The organism is Faecalicatena orotica (assembly GCF_905197545.1).
In the GTDB taxonomy this organism is placed as follows: Bacteria; Bacillota; Clostridia; order Lachnospirales; family Lachnospiraceae; genus Faecalicatena_A; species Faecalicatena_A orotica.
In genome coordinates, this window is sequence record NZ_CAJJZH010000006.1 from 130,425 (window position 1) to 156,216 (window position 25,792).

Here is a 25,792-nt window from a genome sequence, read left to right on the forward strand (position 1 = left end):
TCTGGTCCCAACCGCCCTTTAAAGCCCGCTCCTTATGCTTTTATGACTGCCTTCCGGCACATCACACATGAAACTTCTTATGCATCTCTTCCCTGAATTCTTTTCCCTTAAAAATCACCAGAGCCGCAAGGAACAGAAAACATACCCCGACACAGATTGTACATATAATCTTAAACTTCACCACATTTGTCAATAGCAGGATCAGGGGGAGAATCACCCCGTAGCCGCCCGCCATAACAAAATAGATCATATACTCACGGGCCGTGTTTTTCTGCACCTTTGTAATAATAAACATAGAAAACAGGATGACCATGCACACAATCGGAAGGACAAAATCCACAGACCACCCATGCCAGCCGGTAAAGGCATCCCATAAGATACAGCCCACCGTCACAATAATCAATTGCCACATAGCATTCTTCATAAGGTTATACCGCTTAACAAATCCGATCGCAAGAGCCAGCCACATACTTCCGATTCCCGCCGCCGTAAACAGGGTCCAGCGCACCGATGGATGGTAATTAAAGTCCAGTGCCACAAACACAACCGCAGCCACCAGGCAGAAGAATGAAAAGAACCGGAATACTTTCATCTCAAGTTCACTCGGCACATCCGGCTCCGGAAATTCCGGTTCAACCTTCTCTGCCTCAATCCCCTGCTCCTTCAGAATACGGTAAAAATTCCGCTGGATATTCAAGGTGTCGAATCTGGATGTAAAACCTAAGGAAAGCTTATCTCCAAACGAACACATACACAGTTCAATCTTCGGCGTACTCGTATAGACTCCGAACCTCTCAATGTAAACTTCGTAATCCTTTGGCATTTTCACGGCACTCATATTCGAAAATATGGCAGTTACATCACGTTCGGCAAGCCTTGCCCCTGCCCGGATTCCGAGATTTTTCAATTCCAGTGGTGCAAGACGGAGAATCGGGTGCATCTCCAGCGTAATCAATTCGTTCATATGCTTTGCCACACGCTCCGTTGTCAGTTCTTTCTCAAAATATTCCTTCACGTGCTGCAGTACTTCTTCAAAACTGCCGCCTCCTTCTCCGAAATGATATCCCGGCTCAATCCAGTTGAAGAAATTCAGCATAGAATCAGACGCGAAGAACTTCCTCAGATTCACAGGCACCATCAGTACGACCGGATGCTTCTCCTGCTGCTTCGTCATCTCCTTGTGAATCGCCATCAAAAAGACCGTTGTCAGGAAGACCGTCATCGACACCCCCAGCTCCCTGGAGCGCGCAAGCACATCCTTAACCGAGAGAACGGCTTCATTTACCTGAAGCCTGCCAGTCTCCTTGCGCGGCTTCTTCAGCTGGTAGGCCCTTGGCTTCTTCTCCTTTTTCTTCTTAACTTCCGAATAATACTTTGAAAAACTGTCATTCTCCTGATCCTGTATCGTCACATCTCCGTCCAGAAGGGGCTGGTCTGCAAGGCCGTCTCCCCGGTGCGTAAGATACAGGTAATTCTTCACAAGTTCACGCAGAAATTCCGTCGCCCCCGTCCCGTCTGTCAGGGCGTGGAACACCTCGAAATTAATCCGCCTTCCATAATAGGTCACCTCAAACAGCAAGTCCTTCTTATCCCGGACATAAAGATTACTGCACGGCTCCCTGTATTCCTCACGCACAACCGGCCTAAGCCCGCTCTTCTCTAGATAATGCCAGAACAGCCCCTTGCGCATGACCGACAAAAATACAGGATAAGTCACAAGGGTCTTGTCCAGTGCTTCCTGCAGTCTCTCCTGGTCTACTTCCTCTTTTAAAACGCAATAGAAGCGGAACACTCTGGTGTCCTTCTTGCTGCTGGTCGCCGAAAATAATTTCGCCGCATTATCCAGTTTTCTCCAATATGCTCTAGTCTGCTGCACACCTTACACCTCCCGGACAAACTCATTTTTCAGGAATTCATTAATATGGTCAAAACTCTCCTGCACATAAAAGTTCTTAATTCCCAATGCAAAATAACCGTGCAGGGCATCTTGAATCCTGCAGATCTCCACCCGGTTACCCGCTTCTTTCAAGCGTTCCCCGTATGCCTCTCCTTCATCCCGAAGTGGGTCATATTCTGCAGTCAGAATCAATGTATCCGGCTGATTCGAAAGATCTTTGGCCAGAATCGGTGCAAAATACGGATTCTGTTTATCTTCCTCACTCCTTGCATAGAGATTAAGGTAGTCTCTCATCTTTCCCGCCGTCAGAAGATAATCTGTTCCATTTTCCCGCACAGATTCGAAAGGAGAATCCTCAGAGTAATCATTGCTGACCGCCGGGTAAATCAGAATCTGCCTCTTCGGAAGGAATTCTCCTTTATCCCTTGCCATAAGCGACAGTGCCGCCACAAGGTTCCCTCCTGCACTGTCTCCAATCAGGGTAATATCATCCGGTTCCACATTCAGAATAAAACGGTTCCTGAAAATAGCCTTCGCTACTGCATAACAGTCTTCCAGACCGTCCGGGAACTTGTTCTCCGGTGCCAGCCTGTAATCCACGGCTACGACCACATGCTCCGTTGCATTTGCCATGCGGGCACAGATCCGCTCGTAATTATCCACGCTCTCGGTCACCCATCCGCCCCCATGTATAAAGAGCATGACCCTGTGCTGGTTCGGCCCCATATTATGAAATGCCTTCTCATTCGGGAAAAAAATCCTCGTCGGCACCTCATGCTCACCGTTATATATCTTATAATCAATCGTCTTATAAAAAATCTTCATAGGGTCCAGCCGTTTCAGATCCGCCAGATGCCTTGACGCCTCGACCTCGATCCCGTCAAAAGAAAGTGCCTTTAAAATCATTCTGGTAGTATTATTAATTGCCATAAATTCTCCTATCATTCCGCCTGTTTCTTTACCATTTTAACATCAAATACTGCAATACACAAACCAGAATTCTCTGATCGTATATGAAAATTCATATTTAAAGTAAAAAGAGGAAACGGAAGTATTCAAAAAACACTTCCGTTTCCTCTTCAAACCAGATATTCATACTCCTTATCTAAGACAGTTCAAAAGCCCCTGTGTAGAGCTGATAGTATTTCCCGTGTTTCGCAATCAATTCCTCATGGCTTCCACGCTCTATGATCTCGCCCTGTTCCAGAACCATGATCACATCAGAATTCTGTACGGTAGAAAGCCTGTGTGCAATTACAAATACCGTTCTTCCCTTCATCAGGGCATCCATACCCCGCTGCACGATCGCCTCAGTTCTTGTGTCAATCGAAGACGTCGCCTCGTCCAGTATCATAACCGGCGGATCGGCAACTGCAGCCCTGGCAATCGAAATCAACTGGCGCTGCCCCTGTGACAATCCGCTTCCGTCACCCGACAGAACTGTGTCATAACCGTCCGGCAGCATCCGGATGAATCCATCCGCGTTGGCGCGTTTCGCCGCTGCGATACATTCCTCATCCGTGGCGTCCAGTTTCCCGTAACGCAGGTTTTCCATGACTGTGCCCGTAAACAGGTTGACATCCTGGAGTACGATTCCGAGAGACCGGCGCAAATCCGGCTTCTTTATCTTATTGATATTAATACCGTCGTACCGGATCTTTCCATCAGCGATATCGTAGAACCGGTTGATCAGATTCGTAATTGTTGTCTTACCGGCCCCAGTTGCCCCTACGAAGGCCACCTTCTGGCCCGGCTCGGCATAAAGTGTGATGTTATGGAGCACGACTTTATCTTCATTATAGCCGAAATCTACATCAAACATGCGCACTTCACCCGTTAACTCCGTATAAGTCAGGGTACCATCCTCATGCGGGTGTTTCCATGCCCACAGCCCGGTACGCTCTGGCGTCTCTGTAAGCTCCCCGTCGACATATCTGGCATTGACAAGCGTCACATAACCATCGTCAACTTCACTCTCCTCATCAATCAGTTCAAAGATACGCTTCGCACCTGCCAGAGCCATGATGATCGCACTCAGCTGCTGGGAGACCTGCCCGAGCGGCTGGATAAAGCTCCTTGATAACTGCAGGAAGGATGCTATCATACCGAGGGAGATCACGTCCACCCCTGTCAGGCTTATATTGGTAACTCTGCTGATCCCCATTGCACCGCCTGCAATCGCAACGAGCACATACAGGACATAGCCAAAGTTATTCATAATCGGCATCAGCACGTTTGCATAGGTGTTTGCCTGTGCAGCCTCTCCAAAAAGCTTTTCATTCTTCTTATCGAATATTTCCTTTGCCTTTTCCTCATGACAGAATACTTTTACCACTTTCTGCCCGTTAATCATTTCTTCTATATAACCATTCACATCACCAATCGATGCCTGCTGCCTGACAAAATACTTTCCGCTGTTGCCGGCTACTTTTTTCACAACCTGCAGGATCAGCACGATGAATACGAGCACGAACAGGGTCAGCCAGACACTAATGGACAGCATGGCAAAGAATACTGCCACAATAGTAACGATTGAAGAAAACAGCTGCGGAACGCTCTGGGAGATCATCTGCCGAAGTGTGTCTGTGTCATTCGTATAGTGACTCATAATATCCCCGTGGGAATGTGTATCAAAATATTTGACCGGCAGAGTCTGCATATGCGAAAACATCTCATCCCTGATCTTCTTCAGAGTCCCCTGTGAAATAACCGCCATGATTCGGTTATAGAACAGCGTTGCAAGAACCCCGATCAGGTAGACTCCGGCAAGCAGGATAATCGCCCTGAACAACCCGCTGAAATCCGGCACCGCCTGTACAAGCAGCGGAGTGATGTAATCGTCAATCAATACCTGTAAAAATAAGGACGCCATGACACTTGCCCCCGCACTTACCAGAATACAGATCAGTACGAAAAGAAAACGTCCCTTATACTCCTTCAGATAATCCAGAATACGCTTCAATGTACTCATATCCAGTTTCTGAACTTTCTTTTTCTCATTCATCTTCATTTCCTCCCTTCTGCTGGGATTCAAAAACTTCTTTATAAATTGCATTGCTATTCAACAGTTCTTCATGCGTTCCCAGACCATCGATCTTTCCATCATCCAGGACGATGATCTGGTCCGCATCTTCCACGGAGGAAATCCTCTGTGCAATAATAATCTTGGTTGTATCCGGAATCTCCTCACGGAATGCCCTTCTGATCATTGCATCCGTCTTCGTGTCCACTGCACTCGTAGAATCGTCGAGTATCAGTATCTTCGGTTTTTTCAGGAGTGCACGGGCGATACAGAGGCGCTGCTTCTGTCCGCCCGATACATTGGAACCACCCTGCTCAATATAAGTATCATACCCATTCGGGAACCGGCGTACAAAATCATCCGCCTGGGCCAGCTGGCAGGCATGGATCAGTTCTTCGTCCGATGCGTGCTCATTTCCCCAGCGCAGATTCTCCTTGATCGTTCCGGAGAACAGTTCGTTCTTCTGAAGCACCATAGCAACCTGATTACGGAGCGCTTCGATATCATAATCGCGGACATCCACACCGCCCACCTTCAGGGAGCCTTCGGTAACATCATAGAGTCTTGGGATCAGCTGCACCAGACTCGATTTTGACGTACCCGTTCCCCCGATAATACCGATTGTCTCACCGGAGTGGATGCTCAGATTGATATTATCGAGACATTTTTTATGTGCCTTATTGGAATAGCTGAACGAAACATTTTCAAACTCAATGGAACCATCCTTCACATCCATGACCGGGTTTTCCCCGTTTTTCAGGCTGCTTTCCTCAGTCAGAATTTCATAGATACGCTCTACAGATGCCTTTGACATCGTAATCATAACGAATACCATGGACAGCATCATCAGGGCCATTAGTACCTGCATCGCATACGTGATCAGACTCATAAGACCGCCCGTACTCAGACCAACTGCCGGGTTTCCGCCGCTTGCAATGATAGCCCTTGCCCCGAACCACGAAAACACAAGCATACAGGCATACATACAGAACTGCATGAGAGGCATGTTAAATGCGATCGTCTTCTCCGCCTTTGAAAAATCTTTGTAGATCATCTCGGAAATATTCCCGAACTTCTGATCCTCGTAATCCTCCCTGACAAATGATTTTACGACGCGGATCCCGCGTACATTTTCCTGTACGACATTGTTTAATTTATCATAGGTCTTAAACACCCTCCTAAAAATCGGGTGTACCCTTGTCATGATCACATACAGGCCGATTCCAAGAACCGGCACACAGATGAGAAACACCATAGACAGCTTCGCGCTGACGCGGAAGGCACAGACCAATGAGAATATCAGCATAACCGGCGCCCTCATAGCCATACGTATCATCATCTGGTATGCATTCTGTACATTTGTAACATCCGTTGTGAGTCTGGTAACGAGACTTGACGTAGAAAACTTGTCGATGTTTGAAAAAGAGAAATTCTGTACATTATAGTACATATCCTTCCGCAGGTTCTTTGCGAGCCCCGCAGACGCATATGCCGCGGTCTTTCCTGCCGCTGCTCCGAAAAACAGGGAGAGAAACGCTGCTATTAGAAGGGTAATCCCCATTTTCCATATATACCCCATATTACCTTCATCGATACCATAATCAATCAGGTTCGCCATCAGCAGCGGAATGATTACTTCCATTACTACTTCCAGTGATACCAGTATGGGAGTCAGAATGGAATCTTTTTTATATTCTCTGATACTTTTTGCCAATGTTTTAATCATTTCACAACCTCCTTATCTAAATTGTACGACATCAAACTTCTTCAGGAAAAAGGAAGCCGGCATCTGCCGGCTCATCCTTCGCTTACATTCTTTATAATTCTATCAATATAGGAATAAAACTGTTCCAGTTCTTCATCGGAGAACCCTTTGACGATCCGGGCCTCCACAAGATCACGGTTCCGTTCCATCTCTTCGCCAAGTGCAATCGCCTTTGGTGTCAGGAGCAGTCTCTTCAGTCTTGCATCCCCCGGCACGCTTTCACGTGTGATCAGGCCCTTTTCAACCATCAGATTTACTACCTTCGATGCAGTAGACCTCGTGATATTGAACTCACACTCCAGATCCTTCTGGTATACCGGTTCTCCTTCATGATCCCTGAGATATCCGATAATCCATCCATTTGAGCCTGTAATGCGGTTAATCTTTACCTTGTTCATCTGATTATCAATAAAACGCTTGATCAGATTATCCAGCACCCGGAGCTCTCTTCCCATATACTTTTTTTCTTTCATTTCCATCCCTCTGTTAGTTTGAAGTCGAACTGTCATACATTCAACTGTTTGACATCTAACATTTTAACATGAGAATTCCTAAATGTCAACGTTTTATACCTGACTTTTTATAACTTCGTTTCCCGTCCCTATAACCGCTTCGTTTTCAGGCGCCAGCGCCTTGTAGGTGTTCCTTATTACCACCGCAGATATTAAAAATGTCAGGATATCCGAAACCGGCATGGAATACAATACCCCGTCCAGGCCAAAGAAAGCCGGCAGGATAAGCGCAAAACCGATGCCAAAGATAACCTCCCTTATCATGGACAGTATAGTAGAAAGCATTGCCTTCCCCAGTGACTGAAGGTAAATAAAAGTTGCTTTATTCACACATGCAAATACGATCATACAGAGATATATCCGGAAACTCTTCACTGCAAAATCCGTATAATAAACACTCTCATTTGCCGCACCAAAAACAGCAATCAGCTGGCGCGGAAATGTTTCCACAATCAGCAAGGCAATAGCCCCCACTGCGGCTTCGGCAGCCAGCAGGTAAGTCAGGATATTTCCCGCCCGGTCCCTGCGGCCCGCCCCCACATTATATCCGACAACCGGGATACAGCCTGCCGCCATGCCGACAGATACAGAAATAATAATCTGGAAGAATTTCATGACAATCCCTACTACAGCCATCGGAATCTGTGCATACTGCGTCTGGCCGAATATCTTATCTCCGGCACCGTACTTAAGAATCATATTCTGTACTGCGGCCATACAAAGCACGAGCGAAATCTGTGATAAAAAACTGCATACTCCCAGAGGCAGGAACCGTTTCAACAGGCTCCCTCTGATTTTAAAGCTGTCCCTGCCCAGCTTAACAGCCTTCATGTGGCAGAGATACCAGACTGCCAGAACAGCTGTCAGTACCTGTCCCGCCACGGTAGCGGCCGCGGCCCCCATCATCCCCCACTTAAATCCGAAGATGAAAACAGGATCCAGTATCATATTCACTGCCGCCCCGGCCAGAGTAGATAACATGGCAAACTTCGGGCTTCCGTCGGACCGGATAACCGGATTCAATGCCTGCCCGAACATGTAGAACGGCACGCCGATCGTAATATAGGTAAAATATTCTTTCGAATAGGCAAAGGTCTCCGCATTTACCTGTCCGCCAAATAGAATGAGTATCTGGTCCTGAAAAATAAAGTAAACGGCAGCCAGTATCATACTGCTGATTATACAAAGCAGCACTGCATTGCCGATACTCCGATGTGCATTGTCTTTTCTGCCTGCACCGAGACTGATACTTACAAATGCACAGCACCCGTCACCGATCATAACCGAAACTGCCAGCGCAACAACAGTCAGCGGGAAAACAACAGTATTGGCCGCATTGCCGTATGATCCAAGATAATCCGCATTAGCAATAAAGATTTGATCCACAATGTTGTATAAGGCGGCTACTAAGAGAGAGATCACGCAAGGGACCGCATATTTCCTCATTAACACTCCGATTTTTTCCGTTTCCAGATAAGCGTTAGATTTCTGTTCCATTACTCACACCTCTCTTTCGGAATGCTTTTAACCTGTTCTTAATTTCTCGTTTTTCCATTACAACCTCCTGATAATATAAATTTGGAGCAACTGTTCAGAACCATGAACAGTTGCCGCCCGGAGTCTTTTTCGGAAAGCTGCCACAACCAAAAAAAGCGTAAATCCCGAATCTGGATTTACGCTTTTTGCCACTCGACATACATATTTTATCAATTAGAATCCCAAAAGTCAATTTTATAAATTTAAAATTTTATGTGAACATTTACAGTACAGATGCTATGCTGCCAATTTTGATGTTCTCTAACAGAAGCTGGAGTGGCTTTGTAACATATTTGTTCCTATGAAGCAATACCAGCATTTGATTTTCCATTTCAATACCTTCTATTTGGAGGAAACGCAGCCGCCCAGCCTCCACGGAATCAAGTAATAGTTTTTCCGGCAGGACCGTAATTCCCATTCCAGCTTCTGCTGCTTTGGCCAGTGTAAGTGAATTAACGCTTTCCCAGACCGGCTCTGCTTTCAGATTTGCCGCCACAAGCATATGGTCAAATGTATCACGGACTGCGCTTCCCTGTTCCCTCAGAAGCAAAGGATATCCGCATAGCTGCCGCAGGGTAGCGGACTGGCTGGAAACAGAAAACCCCGGTGAGCAGGCTGCCCGCAGCAGGTAAGACCCCAGTGTAATTGTTTCAAAATCACCTTTCGGCGCAGCGCCTTCCCAAAAAGCAACATCCGCATCCCCACGCTGTAAAATATCAAGGACCGCCTTCGCACTTGCAACTCTGACAAAAATCTGCTGTTCAGGGTATACTGCACGAAATTGATTCAGTATTTGAGGCAGCACAAATGAGGCAATCGTAATGCTGGAAACGACATGGATTGGCGTGTTCTCCTCTAAATGAGAGATCCGCCTGTCCAGATTTCTGCTGGCAATCAGTATCCCCCGTGATTCTTCCAGAAGAGACCTGCCGCATGGCGTGACTGCCACTCCCTTTGGCCGGCGCTCGAAAAGGGCCGTTCCAGCTTTCGCCTCTAATTCTGCCACGGCATGAGATACCGCTGATTGTGTAATAAACAGCTTTTTAGCGGCGCCTGTAAAAGAACCGGTCTCTGCAATTGCTTCCATAATTTCTAAATATCTAATATTCATATACGCCTCAACAACATGAGTAAAATTGATGGTAACGGTAAAATTATATCATTTTACAGATTCCACTACAAGCGCTATACTTATGGCAATACGCAAATCAATGCATAGAAAGGATACTTTATTCATGAAGAACAGAAATACTCATTTATGGCTGTTAGCGGTCAATCTATTTATCAGCACCTTCACATTTGGCGGCGGCTATGTGGTTGTACCTATGGTGCGCCGTTTTTTTGTGTGGAAAAAACGATATTTTACGGAAGAAGAACTGATGGATATGGCTACAGTCGCCCAGTCTGCCCCCGGCGCAATCGCTATCAATTTATCCGCCCTTGCAGGCTATCACGTTGCGGGGATGACAGGTGTCCTGATCAGCTGCATAGCGGCGGTTCTTCCGCCACTGCTCATTCTCAGCATAGTGTCAGCCTTCTACACCGCTTTTATCTCCAACACGGTCGTTGCTGCCGTTTTAAAAGGAATGGAGGCCGGTGTGGCCGCCCTCATGGTTGATTTAGTTGCCGATATGTGTGCCATGATCGTAAAAGAGCGCTCCCTTTTCCTTACCATGATGATCCCGGCCGCCTTTCTCGCAAATTTCTTCCTGCATATCAATGTGGCCCTCATATTGATTGTCTGCTGCTTTTTCTGCATTGTGCAGGTTTTCCGTAGAAAGAGAGGTACAAAATGAATACAGCTTTTCGTCTGTTCTGGATGTTTCTAAAAATTGGACTTCTCAGTATCGGCGGCGGTTACGCAATCATTCCCCTGATCCAGGAGCAAGTCGTTAAACGCTCCGGGAGCATCAGCCCTAAAATGTTCACGGATATCATCACAATTTCCCAGATGACACCCGGGCCACTGGCAGTAAACACAGCCACATTCGTCGGAATCCAGATCGGAGGCATCGTCGGGGCAGTCGCAGCAACGCTTGGCTGTGTGCTTTGTGGCGTGATTATCTGTCTGTTTCTGCATCGCTTTTTTCAAAAGCACAAAGAATCTTCCTATGTATTTGAAGTACTAAAGGGGCTAAAATCGGCATCTTTAGGCCTCATTATCTCGGCAGCCGTGACCATTATCTCGATTGCATTTTGGGGAACACAGGCACTGGAAATCAAAAATGTCATATCCCTGATGAACTGGACTGCACTGGCGGTCTTCTCCATCATGCTCCTCGTTCTGCGCAAGTGGAAACTGAATCCCGTGCTTGTCATGCTCATCAGCGGAATGGCAGGACTGGTCCTTTACCTGTGATGCAGAAAACAACGAGCAGGCCGCATCCTGTTATCCGCTCACGATACGAAAGCTCGTTCGCTGGTTATGATTTACCACTTTGACGCGTTCCCCCGTGTGTTTGACAAGCCCTCTTTATTTTTCTAAAATAGGGAAATCAAATATTTATCACATTGCAGGAGGACCCTCTTTATGGAACAAAATACGATCAGGATACTGGCTTTTGAAGTCAGGGATGACGAAAAAGATATTTTTAAGAAGGCTGCCGGGGATCTGGCTGCCGAAGTCACGCTTCTTCCGGACATACTGAATCTGGATACGGTTGACCAATGTGCCGGATATGCCGGTGTAACAACGCTTGGAATGAGCAGGATCAGCCCGGAAGTGCTGGACCGTTTAAAGGAACTGGGGGTAAAATACCTTTCTACAAGAACGATTGGATACAATCACATAGATGTTAATTACGCTAAAAAGATAGGGATACACATCTCAAATGCGGAATACGCACCGGAGAGTGTTGCTGATTTTACGATTATGCTGATGCTTCTTGTCCTGCGCAAGTATAAACCGGCCGTATACCGCCAGAATGTAAATGACTATTCTCTGAACGGCCTGCGCGGCAGGACCTTGAAGAGCATGACAGTCGGCGTGGTCGGGACCGGGCAGATCGGGCAGACCGTTATTCGTTCACTGAGCGGCTTCGGGTGCAGGATTCTCGCCTATAACCGCACTCCCCGCCAGGAATTAGAGGAGTATGCTGAATTTGTCTCACTTGAAGAATTGTATACCAGAAGTGATATCATCACGTTTCATCTTCCCCTTACGGAGTCTACAAAGTATATGGTCAACAGGGAAACTCTCTCTCATATGAAAGACGGTGTAATCCTGATCAACACTTCCCGCGGAGAACTCATGGACCGGAAAACACTGATACACGGCATAGAATCCCAGAAAATCGGTGCCCTCGGCCTGGATGTGTTTGAAGATGAGCGTTCCATCTATCACGAGAGCAGAATCAACGACATCATAGCCAACCGGGATATGGCGTACTTAAGGCAGTTTCCAAATGTAGCCATGACGCAGCATATGGCTTTCTATACCGAATCCGCCATTGAAGAGATGGTAGACTGCGGCATCCGTGGGATTGTCAGCATGCACAGAGACGGGACGTGGAAAAAGGAGCTGTAATCTCCGTCTTTTCACATCCGCTTCTCCACCGCCTTGAACACCCCGTTGATAACTAGGGCGAGTCCCGCCGACAGTACACTTCCTGCTATGATCTTATAGATATTCAGTGTACGCAGACCGTCAAACAGGATTGTCCCGAGACCTCCCGCATTGATCATGGCTGCAATAGTGGCTATCCCGATCGTTGATACAACCGCAAGCTGTATCCCTGTGAAAAAGGCTTTTTTAGACAACGGCAGGCGCACCTTCCAGAGCACCTGCAGGCGCCTCATCCCCATCCCTTCAGCTGCCTCGATAACTGCAGGATCAACCTGGTAAAGCCCGGATATAAAATTTCTCAGGAGCAGGTATTGATTATATGCAATCAAAACAATCTCCGCCGTTGTCTTACCCAAACCGGTAACCGGAATCAGCAGGGCAAACAGCGCCAGACTCGGTACGGAATAAAGTACAGAAAATGCCTGAATCATATATTCTCCCGCCCTTCTCGAATACACCGCCGCAACAGTCAGTACCGCAGCGATCAGCAGAGAAAAGACAAGGGTTACGACTACCAGCTCCAGATGCTCCAGAAGAGCTTCCAGAAGATCATCGTAATGCCTTGACAGGTACTTCATCATGCCGCTCATACATATCCCTCCCACAGCTTTTCCTGCTCTCTGGCAGACCGGATCAGCGCGGCAGTGAACCCGTCCGCCGGATTCCGGATAATATTCTGCGGGGTATCGAACTGGCATATCTTCCCTTCATTCATGATCATGACCTTTGTTCCCAGCTTAAACGCCTCATGTATATCATGCGTTACAAGAAGGAACGTCTTCTTCAGTCCGCCGTGAAGCCGGAGCAGTTCCTCCTGCAGGCCGATTCTCGTAATGGCATCTACCGCGCCGAAAGGTTCGTCCAAAAGCATGATCTTCGGCTCCACCGCAAGAGCCCTCGCAAGTCCCACTCTCTGCTGCTGTCCTCCTGAAAGCTGTGACGGATAACGGCCGCAGAATTCTTCCGGGTCTAACTCTACCATTTTCAGGAGTTCCCTCACTCTTTCCTTTGTCTTCTCCTTATCCCACTTTAGAAGCTTCGGGACTGTTGCCACATTTTCTTCAATCGTCATATGGGGGAACAGGCCGGTCTGCTGGATCACATATCCAATCCGCCTCCTCAGCTTTACAACATCAAGGCCAGAGGTATCCTCTCCAAATAAGAAGATCTTTCCAGCTTCCGGTTCATATAGGCGGTTGACCATCTTCAGCAGTGTCGTCTTACCGCAGCCGGATGAACCCAATATAGTAATGAATTCCCCTTCCTCTACAGAAAATGATACATGGTCTACCGCATAGTACCCTGATCCATTAAATTTTTTACTAACATCCCGGAATTCAATTGCCGGTACTGACATCTGGGCGTCCTCCTATTTTATCGACTCGTAATAGTCCAGAGCAACATCTTCATACTCTTCTTTATCCACATCAACTTTTGCATTCAGGGCTGTAACGGATTCTGTATCCATCTTCGCACTGATTCCATTTAAAATATCTGCGATATCGGGGTTCGCCTCAAGCACATTGTCCCGCACAACAGGGGCAAGATTATAAGGCGGCCATACCATCTTGTCATCCTCAAGCAGTGTAAACTTGTCTTTATTTGCAAGCTGGCCCTCCGTTGTGTAAGCAGGGGTCACATCTGCTTCATCCTTTGAGAGCACCTCGTATTTCAGACCGCCGTCATATACTTTAGAGGACTTCCAGTCAAATTTACCATAAGCCTTTTCCAGCGCTGGAATTCCGTCTTCTCTCTCATTAAATTCTCCCTGAGAGGCAAAACGCAGCTCGGAGGCATGCTTCTGTAGGTCGGAGATTGTCTTGATTCCCAGTTTATCTGCCACTTCCGTCCGTATTACGAGCCCCTGCCCGTCATTCGCCTTAGAATAATCCAGCCACGTCAGCTGGAACTGCTTTTCATACTCATCTTTCACAGTATCATATACTTCCTGCGGATCCGTAATCAAATCCATATCCAGAACAGAAAGAAGCCCGGTTCCCGTGTATTCCGGGTACATATCGATCTCATCATTTACAATAGATGTATGGATAACCGAACCTGCAATATCGAACACACGCTCCACTTCATATCCCGCGTCCTCCAGCGCAAGCGCATACACTTCTGATACGATCATACCCTCGGTAAAATCCTTTGACCCCACCCGGATTACCGTGCTTTTCTTATTTGATGTATCTCCGCCTGTTTTTGCATCCTTTTTGTTCCCGCAGGCCGTCAGTGATAACAGCATGACTATGCACAGACACGCTGCCGTCAGTCTTTTCATTCTTGATTTCATATTCTTTTTTTCTCCTTTTTCTGTATATTTATATTTCATAAGCTGCTTTTCCAACAGGTTAAAGAACACTCCCGTCAGAATAGAAAGTACCGCAACCGAGATCCCGCCTATCAGCAGCAGGTCCGTCCTGTAAAGTCCCAGGCCCGTCAAAATAATCCCGCCCAGTCCGCCTGCCCCTATCTTGGCCGCAATCGTGGCACTGGCTATGATCTCTACCATAGCCGTTCTTGCCCCGGTCAGTATGGACGGCATGGCAAGAGGTACTTTCACCTTCCAGAATATCTGTCTCTTTGTCATTCCCATTCCGGCCGCAGTCTCCAGCATAAACTCCGGGACATTCTCAAACCCGTCCGCCGTGTTCATCAGTATAGACGGCACAGCCAGAAGCACAAGTGCTGTCATTGCAGGCCTGACACCGGTTCCCATAACCGGGATCAGCAGGATCAGGACGGCCAGACTTGGAATAATGCGCAGAACCTGAAACACACCGACGATCCATCTTCTGGACTTCCCATACCTGATGCAAAGGTATCCCAGAGGAATTCCTATCAGCATAGCGACAACCAGAGCCATCAGGCTGATACTGATATGTTCCCACAGACAGGTCAGGTATTCATCCATACGGTTCGAAAAATATGACTGTATATTTGTCAAAACTTCATTCATTCAACCAGTTCCTCTGTCTTTCGTAATTCTTCATATAGGATGTACTTTCCTCGTATGAAATAAGATGACAGGCTTATCTGTCAAAATACTTCACGGCACTTCTGAATATTATCTGCAGAAATCCCGCTATGATGTGTCTGTTCATCCAAATATCTTATAAATCGACAACAGACTGTAAGTGTAGTATAAAACATCTCCTTCCTGAAAGCAAGAAAATATTCGAATATATGTTCTTTTCCACATTCTCTTTAATGTAGCTTTCTGACCGCATCCGCCGGACATACTTCCCTGCATGCTCCGCAATGCAGACAATGCTCCGCTTCAATATGAAACGGTATTCCTTCAGAAATGCATCCCTGCGGGCAATCATTTATACAGCTCCCGCAGCCAATGCAGTTGTCCATTATTTGGAAACCAGCCCTGACTTCTTCTGTTCCATAGGAAAATGTTTCTCTGTTGATCGGGTGGTTTAGCAGGTCAAACCATTCCCCGCTTCCTTCATAAATGAGAAATGCATCCAGAATCAGCCTCGTTTCTCCCGGATAAACCTCATTCATTCCCGGATTATCTACAAACACTTTCTCAAGCCATTCCTTACCCACTTTTTTTACCCTGCCTTCAAATTTCAAAGACTGGCAGTCAGGGCACATAGCGCTCAACGCAATCTCCCCTGATTGAACAAGCTGCTCATAAAAAGGTTTCCCTGCGGATGTTACAATGTACATTCCCTCATCTGATGCAATCATGATATTAATAATCCTGCTGTGAGGATGTCCCTCCTCATCCACGGTAGCTGCGGATGCAATCTTGACCTGACGGAACATATCAACATATTTTCTGGCTTTCTCATTCATAAAAAGTACCTTCCCTTCCCTGAAATACATTTTATTTCTCGTTTATGTAAAATGAAGCTGTGTTATTGTTACACTAATATGATAGTTTTTCAGGTTCCAAACGTAAAGTACGCACAATAAAGTTTCTTAGTATCTATCAGATACTATTGTATTATTACGATTGTTCATGGTATGATTTACTAAATGAAATAACGAGGGAAACCTAAAGGAGGTAATTTAAGATGGAAAAAGTGAACAAGATTCCGGAATGTCCCGTAGAAACGACGCTGCAGTTAATCGGAGATAAGTGGAAAGTGCTGATTATCAGAGATCTTCTGGGCGGGACAAAACGGTTTAATGAACTGAAGCGTTCTGTAGGCGGCATCAGCCAGAAAGTCCTTACAAGCAATCTCCGTTCTATGGAGGCTTCCGGCCTCATAAGCAGAAAGGTTTACCCGGAAGTACCCCCAAAGGTAGAATATTCCCTGACAGAGACAGGGCTGAGTCTGAAACCGATTCTGGACTCCATGATCGAGTGGGGAATAGAATACAAAAAGAAGATAGCAGTTTAAATAACCGGCAGGAGTCAGACAAAAGCCTACTTCTGCCGCACCTCTCTCGGAGAACATCCGTATATCTCATGGAACATCCGGTTAAACAATTTATAATTCGTGAAGCCATGTTTTTCTGCCAGTTCCATAATCCCATCACCTGTATTACAGATATCATAATAAATATGCATCAGCCTGACCTGGTTCACATATCTTGAGAACGTAACCCCCATATTCTTTTTGAAAAATCTGCTGAAATACTCGCGGCTCAGGTAAAAATGAGAAGAAATGTCTTCAAGCAGAATCTGTTCTTTATAATGTTCTTCTATATAATCTGTAATCTCGGCAAGGCGGTCCAGACCAGAATCTTTCTCAGTAACTACAGAATCCGGCCTGCGTTCTGCAAAATGGTTGATTACCTCAAACAGGACCTCCATAGCAATTGCCTGACTCTGGAGATAATACCCCAGGGGCTGTGTAACATAGAGCGGGGGAAGACGTTTTAATAGATTACATATATCAAGGTATGCCTCCAGCTTCTCCTTTTCCAGATTTTCCCTTGTACATGAGATCTGCATTTCATCAATATCCTCCACATAGTTTTTCATCCGGTTTTTTGAATACTGGATAACCACCATCATAGATGCCTTGGCACACTTCATCTCATGAATCTGGTTAGAGTCAACAAGCATAAACTCTCCGGCCACCATAGGATGATCCTTCCCGTCAAAGATTACATTGCCAATACCGTTCAGTATATAGATCAGTTCCACCGCTGCATGCCAGTGGGCCGGAACATATTTCCCCTTATTTGTATGATACTGAATGTCAATCCCTGTCTTCTCCAGCCTGTATAACGGTTCATATAACATTTCCTAATTCCTCCCTTCCGGTAAACTTTTATGTTCCTACCATATCAGACTATTCAAGCAATGTCAATTTTGACATAATAAAAAGTCAAATTCTTATCTAACATCCTTTAAACACGCATGATATCATTATAACTGTCAAAAGGAAATGTCAATAATGAAAGGAGAATGCAATATGAGTAACACATGTGCAGCAACAATGAATACAAGGACTTCTGTAAACTACGAGAAGAAGGCTACTTTACGTGAACGTATTAAAAAATACTTATCTGAAAACAGTGAAATGATCTGTTCCGGTCTCGTATCATTGAACGGCGGTATTTATATCCCATCAAGATATTCCGACAGATAGTGTGAACGAATATGAATCGGGAAAAAGCAGTCAAAAAACAGAAGAAAGAATAAACAGCAGGTACTCCTCAATCAGGGAACCTGCTGTTTTTCATTTACCAGTTTTATTTCCAGATAATGTCGCCCTTCTTCCTCGGAGCCGTCCTTAAATATGTAACTGCCGGATAGCCAAGAAGCATACAGCACGCCACAGGTTTATCACCAATGCCGAGCCATTCCTTCAATTCCGGGCTTTTACTGATAATTCGCATCATATACCCGTTATATAGGGCCCCGACCCCCTCGGCTGCTGCTACATTTTCTATATTCGCCGCAGCAATCCCTCCATCCAGCTGGTTGTCTGATGTTATCACGAGAAATGCCGGAGCATTGAATAACAGTTTATCCTTTTGTGGATTTGCCTTCCACTGTGAATAAAACAATCCAAAAACCCTGCCATACAGAGGCGCCTCTTTTTTTAACCGTTCCACAATGGACGGCATCACTTCCCATACCAGTTTCCGGAATTCATCCATCCCATCCTGGACAAACGTAAATGTACACCCTTGTTGGTTTTTAGCCGTGGCAGAATACCTGCCGGCATCCAGAATACGCCCCGCCTTATCTTTTTCTATTTTGGCGGGCTTATATCTGCGGATACTTCTCCTGAACTTTACCGCATGGAGCATATTCTCCGGGTTTACATGAAAAGTCCCGGGATGATATTCTTCCACATCATCCATATCATATTCCGGAATTGACACCGCACAGACAGGACACAATGCCACACAGTGTCCGCACTCAATACAGCGTTTCGTAACTTCTGCCTTCCCGTCCTTCACAATGATTACATCGCCGACACAATCCTCCTCACAGGCCCTGCACCCTATACATAACTCCTGGTCAATATTAACCATAGCCGCACCCCCTCTTTTTTTCCATATTATACCACCATATCCTTATTTCCGCCATTCTCAATCCAGAGCAGTAACTTCTATGTCAATTCCGCCCTAATAAAAAGTCAAAAACTTATCTAATAACCGAAAAATGCATGTGATAATATAATTACTGTAATCAAGAATTCTAAAAGATCGAAAGGAGATTATATCATGAGCAATACATGTACAGCAGCAATGACTAGGGAAAATGCTTCCGTAAACTATAAAAAGAAACCTTCTTTAAAAGAACGTTTTGTCAAATATATCTTAGACAATCAGGAGTGCATCCTCGGAGGCCTTTCCGCATTAAACGGACACATCTACATTCCCGACCGTACCAGACGATAATAAAAAATGAATAAGAAACATTTAAATGGATAAAACAGCAGGATTCCCCGAATCAGGAACCTGCTGTTTTTGCGTTACTGCTTACGGGTTTCCTGAAAATGTTAACGTTTTCCTATATACAGGCTTATACTCCTTTCATTCCTTTTTATAACTTTCCATATACTGGGTATACTATATCTGAACACGCCATTTAACTGTATACTATTTCGTTTTATATACAGAAGTGCCGTGTATCATTTTGAAGGGAGAACTATTACATGAAAGCAATCATTGACAGAGATGGATGTATCGGATGCGGACTCTGCGCCGGAACATGCCCGGAAGTATTCAGTATGGCAGACGACGGACTCGCCGAGGTAATCAGTGAAGTCAATTCAGATACCGAAGAAGGGGCAAAAGAAGCAGCAGACGGATGCCCCGTAAGCGTCATAGCAATTAAGGACTAATTAATGGACTTTAAGCCAACAGAGACTGCCCCGCCGGATTCTGGACTTGCGTTGCCATCGGCGTCCACATCCTCCCACGAACCCAAAGCGCTCTCTTGTTTTCGATTTTCTTGAAGTTTGACCTGTAAACGTGTTATAGTTATTTCAGTATATGTTTTCTGTTTAAATTCAGGAAACGGACCGGAGGCAGGTATGGAGACTATTATTGAGGTTAAGGATCTGGAAAGAGATTACAATGACGGTAAGATAGAAGTTTTAAAGGGAATCAGTTTCTCTGCTGGTGAAGGGGAGTTTATTACGATTATGGGGCGTTCCGGCGGAGGAAAGAGTACTTTTCTGAAGGTTCTGGGGCTGGTAGACAGGCCGACGGATGGAAAGGTTTATTTCCGGGGTGAGGATTCGGAAGATTTATGGGATTCCCAGCTCGCTGATATCCGGCGCCGCCAGATCGGTTATGTGCATCAGGATGCCCGGCTGATGGATTGTCTGACCGTTGCACAGAACATCAAGCTTCCTATGATTCTGGACAAAAAGGACGCAAAGACCATGCAGGCACGGATGGAAGAATTGGCAGAACATTTCGATATCCTGCATCTGGCCGGGAAATATCCCGGTGAGCTGTCCGGTGGGGAAAAGCAGCGGGCAGCAATCTGCCGCGCGCTGATTAATAACCCGGATATCATTCTGGCTGATGAACCTACCGGTAATCTCGACAGCCAGTCCGGGGAGATCGTTATTCACGCACTGGAGGAGATTAACGGGGATATGGGAAAGACGATTATTCTGGTGACGCACGATCCTAAGCTTGCAAGCTACAGCAGCAAGACCGTTCTGCTGAAGGACGGTTTGATTCTGGAGACACTAATCCGCCCGCAGGGAGAAAAAACTGAAACTCAGCAGATATTTTATGACATGATCATGAAAAAAATGGAGGAGCTATGACGATGGGCTCCTCCGTTCGTTTTTTATCAATCTATTCGTTTTGCTCTCTATTATTCTTTATCCGCTTCTCATATTCGGAAACAGGCATCGGTTTAGCATACAGATACCCCTGCGCCGTGGTACACCCTACCTCTTTCAGAAGCGCTGCCTGATTTTCCGTCTCCACACCTTCGACTACAACTGACATGTCAAGCCCCTTCGCCAGCTCGACCACATTCTTTAGAACGATCCATGCACGCTGGTTGGTCTCTGCATTATTTAAAAATGCCCTGTCTATCTTCAGCACATCTGCACAAATATCCTTGATCAGGTTCAGCGATGAATAGCCACTGCCAAAATCATCAATACAAACAAGTATCCCGTTCTGCCCGAGTTCTTCTGTTATCTTCTGCAATGCATCGATATTGTCATGTATCAGGCTTTCCAGCAGTTCAATTTCAATCAGATTCGGCGGCAGGTCGTATCTGCGGACAATATTAAGTACTTTCTGTACATAATCTTTCCCGTAAACCAGAGGTTTTGACTGGTTCACGGAAACAGCAGGCGGATTGAATCCCATATCCAGCCAGTATCTCTGCATTCGGCATACCTCTTCCAGTGTATACAGATCCAGATTCACAATGAATCCGTTTCTTTCAAACACCGGGATAAAATCCGACGGGTACATCACCCTGCCGTCCCTCATCCAGCGCACAAGCGCCTCTGCACCTTCAATGGCTCCGGTATTCATATTACACTTTGGCTGCAGGTAAACCTGAAATTCCTTTCTACCGAGGGCTCCGTGCATAACGTCCTCTATATCCTTGATACGCACAGCTTCTTCTCTCATAGTATCATTGTAGAAGCAGATCTTACATTCGCTGTTCATCTGCTTTGCCCTGCGGTGGGCCATTGTCGTACGGTCGATGATTTTCCCGATATCAGTCTCATCCGGCGTAATCTTGTAAACACCTGTCGTAAATATAACATTATACCGTTTTCCACGGTTATTCTGCTGCTCCCGGAAACGCACCCGGAAACATGCATCTCTGTTCCTTACCTCTTCATCATCCTTACAGTATACCAGACACAGGAAATTGTCATTACTCATACGCCCGTATATATCATCCGTTGATATGATCTCCGATATCATCCTGTTCATATCGAGCAGGATGGCATCTCCTTCCTGATATCCATACATATCATTAATTAATTTAAAATTATCGATGTCCACCCAGACCATATACAGGGAATCAACTCCCTTTTCGATTCTTCTGGCTGCAAGCATCTTGAATCTGTTCAGGTTATTGCCCCCGGTAAATGAATCCACATATGCCAGATAAGAGAGTTTCTTATCACTTTTGTAATTCTGCAATACAATCAGCACGCACAGCGCCGTGAGAAGCACTGTAGTAATCATCGCCATCTGGCGGTTTCGTACCACGATACGATCCGTATTCTCATAGACCGATGCCCTTGGAACAACAGTTACAACATACCAGTCGTTAATTCCTATCTTTCTGTAGGCCCCTACTGTCGGAACATCATCCATACTATACTCTATAATGCCGTCATCGTTCTGCTCCATATCCTGTTTCATCTGGACAATCTCAGCTTCTTCCACCCCGCTTTTGTCAAGCTCCGCAAACAGATTATCAAATTGGCGGAAATTTGCTTTTCCTGCACTGAATACTACTGGTGTCCCATCTTTCTGTATGATATAGGAATACCCCTCACCGTAAAAAGTACGGAAATTAAGAATCTCTGAGAATAAGTCCGTCTCGTTTGTTGCTATAATCACCCCGGTTAATTTCTCTGCATGATAGAGCGGCACCGCATAGACATTAATATACCCTCCCCCGATCTTATCAACGATCACATCAGAAACATTGCTTTCTCCATTCAAAGCTTTATGATAATACTCCCTGTCCTGTACGCTGAATACTTCACTGTCTGTCGAAACAGCATATCCATCCGGCGGGATATAGGCAAGCCTCTTAAAGTTGCTGCTGTGGAACTCTGCATCCAATACACTCATCGTGTAATCCATACTGAATTCATCCTGATTGCCAATAATATTCGCAATGGACTCGATATTTTCCAACTGCATGCTGACTGTATTCTTAATTGCCTGGGCACTCTGGATTGCCAGTTCAGTCAGATACTGCCGGTTCTGTTCGTCCACATCCTTTTGGGTGCCCGAGACAAAGTCACGCCCCAGCCATATAATCACTAAAATAATAATAACAAACGCAGTCCCCGGTATGAGCCATTTTGAATTTTTCCCTTCCATACCTGCCCTCCCACTATGCCATTGCCTGTGAATATTATCTTACCATTATTTATGTAAAAAGAAAAGATGAAAGAAAAAAGCAGCAGTAAAGTTATCCAGTGATAACCTACTGCTGCTGGCATTACGCCCTGTTTTGGCTCATGCAGACTTTTATTTTCTCCATTACATACTGCTTAACCTGTTCCCTGCCTGCCGCATTATATTTTTTGGGATCAATCGTATCCGGGTCAGTATCGAACACGGACCGTACGCCCTTTGTAAATGCAATCCGCAGATCCGTGGCATAATTCACTTTGCAGATTCCCCTTCTGATACACTCCTGCACCGTTTCATCCGGAACCCCGGATGTCCCGTGGAGGACCAATGGAATGGAAACAGCCTGTCTGATCTCGGAAAGCCGCTCCACATCCAGCTTCGGAATTCCTTTGTAAACTCCGTGTGCCGTCCCGATTGCAACTGCCAGTGAATCTACTTTTGTCAATTCTACAAAACGCGCCGCTTCATCTGGGTCTGTATACGGATTCCCCTCCCCTGCTTCCAAATCATCTTCTTTTCCGCCGACTTTTCCCAGTTCCGCTTCCACCGGGATTCCTGACGGATGACAGGCATTGGCCACGGCCCTGCTGACCTCTATATTTTCCTCAAAATTTCCGTGTGACCCGTCTATCATGATCGAAGTATATCCGGTTCGGTATGCCTGCATGGCGAGTTCATAGCTGCTGCCGTGATCCAGATGCATGACAATGGGGACGCCTGCCTTCTCTGCCGCTGCCCTGACATTTGCATAAAAATAATCCAGACCGGCATACCTGACCGTGGAAGGCGTGGTCTGCATGATGACCGGAGATCTAAGTTCCTCTGCCGCCGCTGCCACCGCCTGCACCATTTCCATATTCTCTACATTGAATGCGCCGACAGCATATCCATTTGCCTGCGCATCCAGTAATAATTCCTTTGTTGTCACTAATGGCATTTTTCTACCTCATTTCTTTCTTATATCCTGACCTTACTTTCTATCGTTTCTATCTGTATCCGGCCAGCCAGTTCCTGCTGCACTGATTCCTCAAAGCTTCCGGTCCCCGGGGAGAGCGCAGCCGCCGTCGCAGTTGCCACTGCAAATTTCAGTGCTTCCTGCGGACCGTAGTTTCTTTCCAGAGCCACTGCAAAGGCACCTACCATCGAATCCCCGCATCCCACGGTATTGACTGCCTTTACTTCCGGCGGCCTTCCCTGAAAGATGCCTTCACTGCAGACGAGAAGGGCACCGTCTTTTCCCAGTGAAATTACTACATAGGGGATTCCCATCCCATAGATTTTCCCGGCATAACTGACGACATCCTCAAAACCGTTTACCTGAATGCCAAACAATGCTTCAATCTCATCCTTGTTTGGCTTCACCATATCCGGGCAGGCCTTAAGCCCGTTTTTAAGAAGCTCTCCGCTCGTATCCAGAATTACCTTTCGGCCCGCTTCTTTTGTACAACGGATCATTTTTTCATAAATATCCTTCGAAACTCCCTGTGGCACACTACCCGATATGGTTACAACTTCGCTATCCTTAATAATTTCAGGAAAGCGTTTTAAAAACGCTTCTTCCTCTTCTTTCGTGACAGGGCACCCCGGTTCCAGATATTCCGTAGAACCATATCCTTCATCCAGAATATTGATGCAGCTTCTTGTCTCACCTTGTATATGTACAAACTGTCTAGAAATCCCATCCCGTTCCAGCATGGATTCCAGATACGCGCCGTTGAATCCCCCTGCCAGCCCGGCCGCCTGCACGTTTTCCCCGCAGAGCTTTATGATACGCGCCACGTTTAAGCCTTTTCCTCCCGCGGTATTGCGGCAGGAGGCCACACGCATTACGGTCCCGTTTTCAATCCTGCTGTCCATGAAATATGCTTTATCAATGGATGCATTCAATGTTACTGTCGTAATCATATCTGTTACCTCTCGCTGTCAATTAGTATCTTGCCTTTCACGGTTCCCGGCGTCTTAAACAGTTCAAACGCTTCTGCAATCTGACTGAGCGGCATCTTCCTGAAAATAAAGGAATCGTCAAATTTTAACGCTCCGCTTTTGAAGTAATGTGCTGCAAGCTCCCATTCCTCACCCGGAAACGGGGCGCTGTAGGACATCCATGATCCAGTCAGCGTAAATTCTTTCCGGTTCATATTCTCCCACTCTGCGACAGAAAAACTCAGCTCTTTTGTCGGTGTCCCTACGAAACAGACATGAGCTTTATTTGCAGCCAGTGCGAACGCCATTTTCATAGTAGCCGTGTTTCCGGCTGTTTCATATACATAGTCAAATCCTTTTCCATCTGTGAGGGCAAGCGCTTTTTCCATAAAATCCTCATCGAGCGTATTCACTCCTGCGGATGCACCAAGCCTGTTTCCCAGTTCCAGCCGTTCCTGAGCGATATCAAATACAACAGTCTTTTTGGCGCCAAATATCTTCGCCCACTGCATCACAAACATCCCGATAGTCCCGCCGCCGAGAATGGCAACCGTCTTTCCGCCTTCATAGGGAACCCTTTTTAACCCATGCAGTGCAACCGTCGCAGGTTCAAAAAACGCCCCCTGTTCAAAGGATACCGCGTCTTCAAAAGGAACCGCATTCTGTTCCGGAACCACGACATATTCCGCAAAACTTCCAAATTCACGGGAACCGATGAAACTGTAATTTCTGCACAGGGAGTAATTTCCCTTCTGGCAGTCCTCACATTTCATGCACGGTACAAGGGGGACCCCTGCAACCCTGCTGCCGGGAGCCACTTTCGTGACACCTTCTCCGATAGCCTCCACAATACCGGAAAATTCATGTCCGAGAACATTCGGGAAAAAGTGGCATGCATTTCCATTCACCCTCGGCACATCGGAACCACAGATCCCTGTATATTTTACCTTAATCAGCACCTGCCCCTCTTTCGGGACAGGTTTTTCAATCTCTTCATAACGAATATCATTCTTTGCGTGAACAACTCCTGCTTTCATCCGCTTAA

At 46.2% G+C, this 25,792-nt stretch carries 25 protein-coding genes and 1 pseudogene; 8 read left to right on the forward strand and 18 right to left on the reverse strand.

Translation table 11 applies throughout. The features are described from left to right. Window positions 1–61 precede the first annotated feature (61 nt). The 7 genes from ABIN22_RS13890 to ABIN22_RS13920 form a co-directional block, all read right to left on the reverse strand. Window positions 62–1,876, reverse strand: coding sequence for a DUF6320 domain-containing protein (locus ABIN22_RS13890; RefSeq protein ID WP_346909381.1), 1,815 nt, complete (start codon window positions 1,874–1,876; stop codon window positions 62–64). Window positions 1,877–1,879: 3 nt separating this feature from the next. Continuing rightward, window positions 1,880–2,827, reverse strand: a complete 948-nt coding sequence (locus ABIN22_RS13895) for an alpha/beta hydrolase (RefSeq protein WP_109730962.1) — start codon at window positions 2,825–2,827, stop codon at window positions 1,880–1,882. A 175-nt stretch (window positions 2,828–3,002) separates the two neighbouring features. Continuing rightward, window positions 3,003–4,901 carry an ABC transporter ATP-binding protein gene (locus tag ABIN22_RS13900; RefSeq protein WP_346909383.1) on the reverse strand — a complete coding sequence of 633 codons (1,899 nt, stop codon included), beginning with the start codon at window positions 4,899–4,901 and terminating at the stop codon, window positions 3,003–3,005. Beyond that, window positions 4,894–6,645 (reverse strand): ABC transporter ATP-binding protein, encoded by a 1,752-nt coding sequence (locus tag ABIN22_RS13905; RefSeq protein WP_109730960.1) that lies wholly within the window; start codon window positions 6,643–6,645, stop codon window positions 4,894–4,896. Before ABIN22_RS13905 ends, ABIN22_RS13900 begins: the two co-directional genes overlap by 8 nt. 71 nt (window positions 6,646–6,716) lie before the next feature. Beyond that, on the reverse strand, window positions 6,717–7,157 hold the full coding sequence (locus ABIN22_RS13910) for a MarR family winged helix-turn-helix transcriptional regulator (protein WP_181368648.1): 441 nt from the start codon (window positions 7,155–7,157) through the stop codon (window positions 6,717–6,719). A 93-nt stretch (window positions 7,158–7,250) separates the two neighbouring features. After that, complete coding sequence (locus tag ABIN22_RS13915; RefSeq protein ID WP_346909386.1) at window positions 7,251–8,693, reverse strand: MATE family efflux transporter; 1,443 nt, start codon at window positions 8,691–8,693, stop codon at window positions 7,251–7,253. Window positions 8,694–8,955: 262 nt separating this feature from the next. Then, window positions 8,956–9,843 carry a LysR family transcriptional regulator gene (locus ABIN22_RS13920; protein ID WP_109730957.1) on the reverse strand — a complete coding sequence of 296 codons (888 nt, stop codon included), beginning with the start codon at window positions 9,841–9,843 and terminating at the stop codon, window positions 8,956–8,958. Window positions 9,844–9,967: 124 nt separating this feature from the next. On the opposite strand from ABIN22_RS13920, the gene ABIN22_RS13925 reads away from it, so the two are divergent. From ABIN22_RS13925 to ABIN22_RS13935, 3 genes are all read left to right on the forward strand, one after another. Then, window positions 9,968–10,528, forward strand: a complete 561-nt coding sequence (locus ABIN22_RS13925) for a chromate transporter (protein ID WP_346909388.1) — start codon at window positions 9,968–9,970, stop codon at window positions 10,526–10,528. Next, window positions 10,525–11,091, forward strand: a complete 567-nt coding sequence (locus ABIN22_RS13930) for a chromate transporter (protein ID WP_109730955.1) — start codon at window positions 10,525–10,527, stop codon at window positions 11,089–11,091. The genes ABIN22_RS13925 and ABIN22_RS13930 overlap by 4 nt, the downstream gene beginning before the upstream one ends. A gap of 171 nt (window positions 11,092–11,262) precedes the next feature. Continuing rightward, window positions 11,263–12,258 carry a D-isomer specific 2-hydroxyacid dehydrogenase family protein gene (locus ABIN22_RS13935; protein ID WP_243099282.1) on the forward strand — a complete coding sequence of 332 codons (996 nt, stop codon included), beginning with the start codon at window positions 11,263–11,265 and terminating at the stop codon, window positions 12,256–12,258. An 11-nt stretch (window positions 12,259–12,269) separates the two neighbouring features. Here ABIN22_RS13935 and ABIN22_RS13940 read toward each other — a convergent pair whose 3' ends face one another. The 5 genes and pseudogenes from ABIN22_RS13940 to ABIN22_RS13955 all read right to left on the reverse strand — a co-directional run bounded on the left by ABIN22_RS13940 (window position 12,270) and on the right by ABIN22_RS13955 (window position 16,113). Then, the gene (locus ABIN22_RS13940) at window positions 12,270–12,887 is read right to left on the reverse strand and encodes an ABC transporter permease (RefSeq protein WP_330582236.1); all 618 of its coding nucleotides are present in this window, start codon (window positions 12,885–12,887) and stop codon (window positions 12,270–12,272) included. After that, window positions 12,884–13,654: an ABC transporter ATP-binding protein gene (locus ABIN22_RS13945; protein WP_109730954.1), complete on the reverse strand. Its 771-nt coding sequence runs from the start codon at window positions 13,652–13,654 to the stop codon at window positions 12,884–12,886. The genes ABIN22_RS13940 and ABIN22_RS13945 overlap by 4 nt, the downstream gene beginning before the upstream one ends. Before the next feature lie 12 nt (window positions 13,655–13,666). Further along, complete coding sequence (locus ABIN22_RS23385; RefSeq protein WP_207666087.1) at window positions 13,667–14,593, reverse strand: glycine betaine ABC transporter substrate-binding protein; 927 nt, start codon at window positions 14,591–14,593, stop codon at window positions 13,667–13,669. 51 nt (window positions 14,594–14,644) lie between these two features. Beyond that, window positions 14,645–15,259, reverse strand: a pseudogene (locus ABIN22_RS23390) (ABC transporter permease); the annotation flags it as partial. Between the two features lie 248 nt (window positions 15,260–15,507). Then, window positions 15,508–16,113 (reverse strand): 4Fe-4S binding protein, encoded by a 606-nt coding sequence (locus ABIN22_RS13955; protein WP_346909391.1) that lies wholly within the window; start codon window positions 16,111–16,113, stop codon window positions 15,508–15,510. Window positions 16,114–16,334: 221 nt separating this feature from the next. Between ABIN22_RS13955 and ABIN22_RS13960 the strand changes: the two genes are divergently transcribed. Beyond that, entirely contained in the window at window positions 16,335–16,664 is a 330-nt protein-coding gene (locus ABIN22_RS13960) for a winged helix-turn-helix transcriptional regulator (protein ID WP_118620042.1), read from the forward strand. A gap of 26 nt (window positions 16,665–16,690) precedes the next feature. Here ABIN22_RS13960 and ABIN22_RS13965 read toward each other — a convergent pair whose 3' ends face one another. Next, window positions 16,691–17,515, reverse strand: coding sequence for an AraC family transcriptional regulator (locus tag ABIN22_RS13965; protein ID WP_346909393.1), 825 nt, complete (start codon window positions 17,513–17,515; stop codon window positions 16,691–16,693). A gap of 172 nt (window positions 17,516–17,687) precedes the next feature. Between ABIN22_RS13965 and ABIN22_RS13970 the strand changes: the two genes are divergently transcribed. After that, the gene (locus ABIN22_RS13970; protein WP_181368647.1) at window positions 17,688–17,864 is read left to right on the forward strand and encodes a hypothetical protein; all 177 of its coding nucleotides are present in this window, start codon (window positions 17,688–17,690) and stop codon (window positions 17,862–17,864) included. 103 nt (window positions 17,865–17,967) lie between these two features. On the opposite strand, the gene ABIN22_RS13975 is transcribed toward ABIN22_RS13970, so the two are convergent. Next, window positions 17,968–18,759, reverse strand: a complete 792-nt coding sequence (locus ABIN22_RS13975; protein ID WP_109730951.1) for a nitroreductase family protein — start codon at window positions 18,757–18,759, stop codon at window positions 17,968–17,970. 192 nt (window positions 18,760–18,951) lie between these two features. Between ABIN22_RS13975 and ABIN22_RS13980 the strand changes: the two genes are divergently transcribed. The 3 genes from ABIN22_RS13980 (at window position 18,952) to ABIN22_RS13990 (ending at window position 20,516) form a co-directional block, all read left to right on the forward strand. After that, the gene (locus ABIN22_RS13980) at window positions 18,952–19,128 is read left to right on the forward strand and encodes a hypothetical protein (RefSeq protein WP_181368646.1); all 177 of its coding nucleotides are present in this window, start codon (window positions 18,952–18,954) and stop codon (window positions 19,126–19,128) included. 257 nt (window positions 19,129–19,385) lie between these two features. Further along, window positions 19,386–19,574 (forward strand): ferredoxin, encoded by a 189-nt coding sequence (locus ABIN22_RS13985; RefSeq protein ID WP_109730950.1) that lies wholly within the window; start codon window positions 19,386–19,388, stop codon window positions 19,572–19,574. 192 nt (window positions 19,575–19,766) lie between these two features. Continuing rightward, the gene (locus tag ABIN22_RS13990) at window positions 19,767–20,516 is read left to right on the forward strand and encodes an ABC transporter ATP-binding protein (protein WP_346909397.1); all 750 of its coding nucleotides are present in this window, start codon (window positions 19,767–19,769) and stop codon (window positions 20,514–20,516) included. A 31-nt stretch (window positions 20,517–20,547) separates the two neighbouring features. Here the strand turns inward: ABIN22_RS13990 and ABIN22_RS13995 are convergent, their stop codons facing one another. From ABIN22_RS13995 to ABIN22_RS14010, 4 genes are all read right to left on the reverse strand, one after another. Then, window positions 20,548–22,788, reverse strand: coding sequence for a bifunctional diguanylate cyclase/phosphodiesterase (locus ABIN22_RS13995; protein WP_346909399.1), 2,241 nt, complete (start codon window positions 22,786–22,788; stop codon window positions 20,548–20,550). Between the two features lie 121 nt (window positions 22,789–22,909). Next, the gene (locus tag ABIN22_RS14000; protein WP_109730947.1) at window positions 22,910–23,761 is read right to left on the reverse strand and encodes a class II fructose-bisphosphate aldolase; all 852 of its coding nucleotides are present in this window, start codon (window positions 23,759–23,761) and stop codon (window positions 22,910–22,912) included. Window positions 23,762–23,781: 20 nt separating this feature from the next. Further along, on the reverse strand, window positions 23,782–24,729 hold the full coding sequence (pfkB, locus tag ABIN22_RS14005; RefSeq protein ID WP_346909401.1) for a 1-phosphofructokinase: 948 nt from the start codon (window positions 24,727–24,729) through the stop codon (window positions 23,782–23,784). A gap of 5 nt (window positions 24,730–24,734) precedes the next feature. Beyond that, entirely contained in the window at window positions 24,735–25,784 is a 1,050-nt protein-coding gene (locus tag ABIN22_RS14010; protein WP_346909403.1) for a galactitol-1-phosphate 5-dehydrogenase, read from the reverse strand. Window positions 25,785–25,792: the final 8 nt, after the last annotated feature.

Coding starts and splice junctions, on each gene's coding strand:
- ABIN22_RS13895 (WP_109730962.1), bottom strand. CDS start 2,827: ATGGCAATTAATAATACTACCAGAATGATTTTAAAGGCACTTTCTTTT.
- ABIN22_RS13900 (WP_346909383.1), bottom strand. CDS start 4,901: ATGAATGAGAAAAAGAAAGTTCAGAAACTGGATATGAGTACATTGAAG.
- ABIN22_RS13905 (WP_109730960.1), bottom strand. CDS start 6,645: ATGATTAAAACATTGGCAAAAAGTATCAGAGAATATAAAAAAGATTCC.
- ABIN22_RS13910 (WP_181368648.1), bottom strand. CDS start 7,157: ATGAAAGAAAAAAAGTATATGGGAAGAGAGCTCCGGGTGCTGGATAAT.
- ABIN22_RS13915 (WP_346909386.1), bottom strand. CDS start 8,693: ATGGAACAGAAATCTAACGCTTATCTGGAAACGGAAAAAATCGGAGTG.
- ABIN22_RS13920 (WP_109730957.1), bottom strand. CDS start 9,843: ATGAATATTAGATATTTAGAAATTATGGAAGCAATTGCAGAGACCGGT.
- ABIN22_RS13925 (WP_346909388.1), top strand. CDS start 9,968: ATGAAGAACAGAAATACTCATTTATGGCTGTTAGCGGTCAATCTATTT.
- ABIN22_RS13930 (WP_109730955.1), top strand. CDS start 10,525: ATGAATACAGCTTTTCGTCTGTTCTGGATGTTTCTAAAAATTGGACTT.
- ABIN22_RS13935 (WP_243099282.1), top strand. CDS start 11,263: ATGGAACAAAATACGATCAGGATACTGGCTTTTGAAGTCAGGGATGAC.
- ABIN22_RS13940 (WP_330582236.1), bottom strand. CDS start 12,887: ATGAGCGGCATGATGAAGTACCTGTCAAGGCATTACGATGATCTTCTG.
- ABIN22_RS13945 (WP_109730954.1), bottom strand. CDS start 13,654: ATGTCAGTACCGGCAATTGAATTCCGGGATGTTAGTAAAAAATTTAAT.
- ABIN22_RS23385 (WP_207666087.1), bottom strand. CDS start 14,593: ATGAAATCAAGAATGAAAAGACTGACGGCAGCGTGTCTGTGCATAGTC.
- ABIN22_RS13955 (WP_346909391.1), bottom strand. CDS start 16,113: ATGAATGAGAAAGCCAGAAAATATGTTGATATGTTCCGTCAGGTCAAG.
- ABIN22_RS13960 (WP_118620042.1), top strand. CDS start 16,335: ATGGAAAAAGTGAACAAGATTCCGGAATGTCCCGTAGAAACGACGCTG.
- ABIN22_RS13965 (WP_346909393.1), bottom strand. CDS start 17,515: ATGTTATATGAACCGTTATACAGGCTGGAGAAGACAGGGATTGACATT.
- ABIN22_RS13970 (WP_181368647.1), top strand. CDS start 17,688: ATGAGTAACACATGTGCAGCAACAATGAATACAAGGACTTCTGTAAAC.
- ABIN22_RS13975 (WP_109730951.1), bottom strand. CDS start 18,759: ATGGTTAATATTGACCAGGAGTTATGTATAGGGTGCAGGGCCTGTGAG.
- ABIN22_RS13980 (WP_181368646.1), top strand. CDS start 18,952: ATGAGCAATACATGTACAGCAGCAATGACTAGGGAAAATGCTTCCGTA.
- ABIN22_RS13985 (WP_109730950.1), top strand. CDS start 19,386: ATGAAAGCAATCATTGACAGAGATGGATGTATCGGATGCGGACTCTGC.
- ABIN22_RS13990 (WP_346909397.1), top strand. CDS start 19,767: ATGGAGACTATTATTGAGGTTAAGGATCTGGAAAGAGATTACAATGAC.
- ABIN22_RS13995 (WP_346909399.1), bottom strand. CDS start 22,788: ATGGAAGGGAAAAATTCAAAATGGCTCATACCGGGGACTGCGTTTGTT.
- ABIN22_RS14000 (WP_109730947.1), bottom strand. CDS start 23,761: ATGCCATTAGTGACAACAAAGGAATTATTACTGGATGCGCAGGCAAAT.
- pfkB (WP_346909401.1), bottom strand. CDS start 24,729: ATGATTACGACAGTAACATTGAATGCATCCATTGATAAAGCATATTTC.
- ABIN22_RS14010 (WP_346909403.1), bottom strand. CDS start 25,784: ATGAAAGCAGGAGTTGTTCACGCAAAGAATGATATTCGTTATGAAGAG.